The following is a 2,986-nucleotide window of genomic DNA, read 5'->3' on the forward strand; positions in this document are numbered from 1 at the left end:
CCCTGGAGAAGGCCCTGCGCATCTAGCGCCCGTCCGGCCTCAGGGACCGGACGCCCTCCGCGTGCACCCGGCTGTCGCCGAGGGCGGCCACCACCGGGTCCCCCCGGAACAGGCCGGCGAAGGCGGCGTCAAGGACGTTCAGCCCCCCCGTGAAGGCGCCGTAGGCCGGCAGGACAGCCCGCTCCCCGTCGGTGACCAGGCATCGCCGCCGCACCGCGCCGCGCGGGGTGGCGATCCGGGCGCAGGGGTGCAGGTGTCCGGCGATCTCCCCCGGGGCCGCCCCGGGCTCCGGTTCGTGCCTCAGGACCAGGCCGCCCAGGCGGATCTCGTCCGCCGACTCGCCTGGCAGGTCGGCGTCCGGCTCGGGATCGTGGTTGCCCGTGATCCAGACCAGCTCCGAGCCCCGCCCCAGCGCCTCCAGCGCCGCCCGGTCCTCGCCGGACATCCGGCGCGAGGCCTGCCGGTCGTGGAAGGCGTCGCCCAGGAAGAGGATTCGGCGGGGCGCCTGGGCCGCCGCATCGGCCGCCAGCCGGCGCAGAGTCTCGCGGGTGTCCAGCGGGGGCAGGAGCTGTCCCCGGGCGGCGAAGGCCGAGCCCTTCTCCAGGTGCAGGTCGGCGACCACCAGGGTCGAGTGCGCCACAAGGACCAGGGCGCCCGAAGGCAGCAGCCGGGCGGCCTCGCCCGCCAGGGTCAGGGCCATGGCCCCGTCCTCGAGGGCGCGCAGGCCCAGGGCCTGGACCGGGCTCACGCCAGGGCCTCGGCGATGAGGTCGCTCTCGGCCTCGGCCAGGATGGCGTCCCCCGCCTGGCCCGGCGACCTTTCCTTGCCGATCTCCATCAGCATGGGCACGGCGAAGGGCGACAGCCGCTCCAGCGCGACATGGCGGATGCGTCCCGCCACCCGGGCCAGGAGATCGCCCAGCCGGGCGGCGTCGATCATGCCTTCGGCGGCCTCCTGGCGGGCGCAGTGCAGCAGCAGGTGGTCGGGCTGGTGGCGTCGCAGGACGTCGTAGATCAGGTCGGTGGAGAAGGTGACCTGCCGCCCGGTCTTGCGCGGCTCGCCGGGGAAGCGCCGCTCGATCAGGCCGGCGATGATGGCGCAGCCCTTGAAGGCTCGCTTCATCATGAAGCTCTCGGCCAGCCAGTCTTCGAGGTCGTCGCCCAGCATGTCCTGGGCGAACAGGTCGTCCATGTCGATCCCGTCCATGGGCTTCAGGGACCAGACGGCCAGGGCGTAATCGTTGCAGACAAAGCCCAGGGGCTGGGCGCCGGCCCGCTCCAGCCGCCGGGTCAGCAGCATGGCCAGGGTGGTGTGGGCCAGCCGCCCCTCGAAGGGATAGGCCACCAGGAAGTGGCGTCGGCCCCGCGGGAAGGTCTCCACCAGCATCTCGTCCTCGGCGACGATCCGCGAGTGCAGGCGCTGCAGGCCCAGCCATTCGCGCACGTCGGGGGGCAGGCGCACCCAGGCCGCCTCGTCCGACATCATCCGCCGCACCCGGCGGGCGAGGTGGCTCGACAGGGCGAACTTGGACCCGCCCCAGGAGGGCATGTTGGGGTCTTCCGACCGGGCGGGCCGGACCAGCACGTCCAGGCCGGTGATGGCCGCGAGGCTCCAGACCTGGCCGGCGAAGACGAAGGTGTCCCCCGGGTCGAGCATCTCGAAATAGCCCTCCTCGATCTCGCCGATCTTGCGGCCCCCGACCAGGCGCGAGCCCTGGACCACCCGCACCGACAGGACGTCGGGCGACAGGATGGCGCCGAGGTTCAGCCGGTGCCGCCGGGCGGTGTCGGCGTTTCGCACCCGCCAGAGGCCGTCGGGCCCGCGCACCATCCGCCGGAAGCGGTCATAGGCCTGGAGGGCGTAGCCCCCGGTCGCCGTCAGGTCGACGGTGCGGTCGAAATCCTCCCGCGACAGCTCGCGATAGGGCCCGGCCCGGCGGACCTCGTCGAACAGGGCGTCGTCGGAGACGGGCTCGGCGCAGGCGCAGCCCAGCAGGTGCTGGGCCAGGACGTCCAGGGCGCCGGTCCGCAGGGGCTCGCCATCCAGCCGGTTCTCGGCGATGCACTCGCGCGCGGCCTGGCACTCCAGCACTTCGAACCGGTTGGCGGGCACGAAGAGGGCGCGGCTGGGCTCATCCAGCCGATGGTTGGCCCGGCCGATCCTCTGGACCATGCGGCTGGCGCCCTTGGGCGAGGCCAGCTGGATGACCAGGTCCACGTCGCCCCAGTCGATGCCGAGGTCCAGGGTGGAGGTGCAGACCACCGCCTTCAGCTCGCCCCTCGCCATGGCCGCCTCGACCTTGCGCCTCTGTTCGGCGGCCAGGCTGCCGTGGTGCAGGGCGATGGGCAGGTTCTCCTCGTTCAGCTTCCACAGCTCCTGGAAGGCGAACTCGGCCTGGAAGCGAGTGTTGACGAAGACCAGTGTCGTGCGGGACGCACGGATGGCCTCGTAGACCTCGGCCATGGCGTGCTGGGCGGTGTGCCCCGCCCAGGGCGTGCGGCCGCCCGAGAGCAGGAGGTCCACCTGCGGGCTCGCCCCCGGCGGCCCGCGCACGAGGTCGACAGGCCGCTCCCCGTCGCCCATCCAACGCTGGATCACGGCGGGGTCGTCCACCGTCGCCGACAGGCCGGTGCGCCGCAGGCGCGGCGCGAGGGCCGACAGGCGCGAGAGGCCGAGGGACAGAAGGTCGCCCCGCTTGGAGGCGTGCAGGGCGTGGATCTCGTCGATGATGACGCAGGCGAGGTCCTCGAAATAGAGGCGCGAGCCTTCCCAGGCGCAGAACAGGGCCAGCTGCTCGGGGGTAGTCAGGAGGATGTCGGGGGGAAGGACCTTCTGCCTCTGCCGCCGCGCCACGCCGGTGTCGCCGGTGCGGCTCTCGGCCACGACGTCGAGCCCCATCTCCCGGATCGGCCGGGCGAGGTTGCGCTCCACGTCCACGGCCAGGGCCTTGAGCGGCGAGATGTAGAGGGTGTGGACCCCGCGCCGC

Annotated in this window: 2 protein-coding genes; both read right to left on the reverse strand. The window is 73.1% G+C overall.

All coding sequences use genetic code 11. From position 1 onward, the window contains the following. Positions 1–22: 22 nt before the first annotated feature. The gene (gene pdeM, locus IM632_RS01500; protein WP_296551949.1) at positions 23–748 is read right to left on the reverse strand and encodes a ligase-associated DNA damage response endonuclease PdeM; all 726 of its coding nucleotides are present in this window, start codon (positions 746–748) and stop codon (positions 23–25) included. After that, positions 745–2,986 (reverse strand): ligase-associated DNA damage response DEXH box helicase (locus IM632_RS01505; RefSeq protein WP_296551951.1); only part of this gene is annotated, 2,242 nt, incomplete at its 5' end. The genes IM632_RS01505 and pdeM, both read right to left, overlap by 4 nt.

The sequence above is a fragment of the Phenylobacterium sp. genome (assembly GCF_020402505.1).
Classification (GTDB): domain Bacteria; phylum Pseudomonadota; class Alphaproteobacteria; order Caulobacterales; family Caulobacteraceae; genus Phenylobacterium.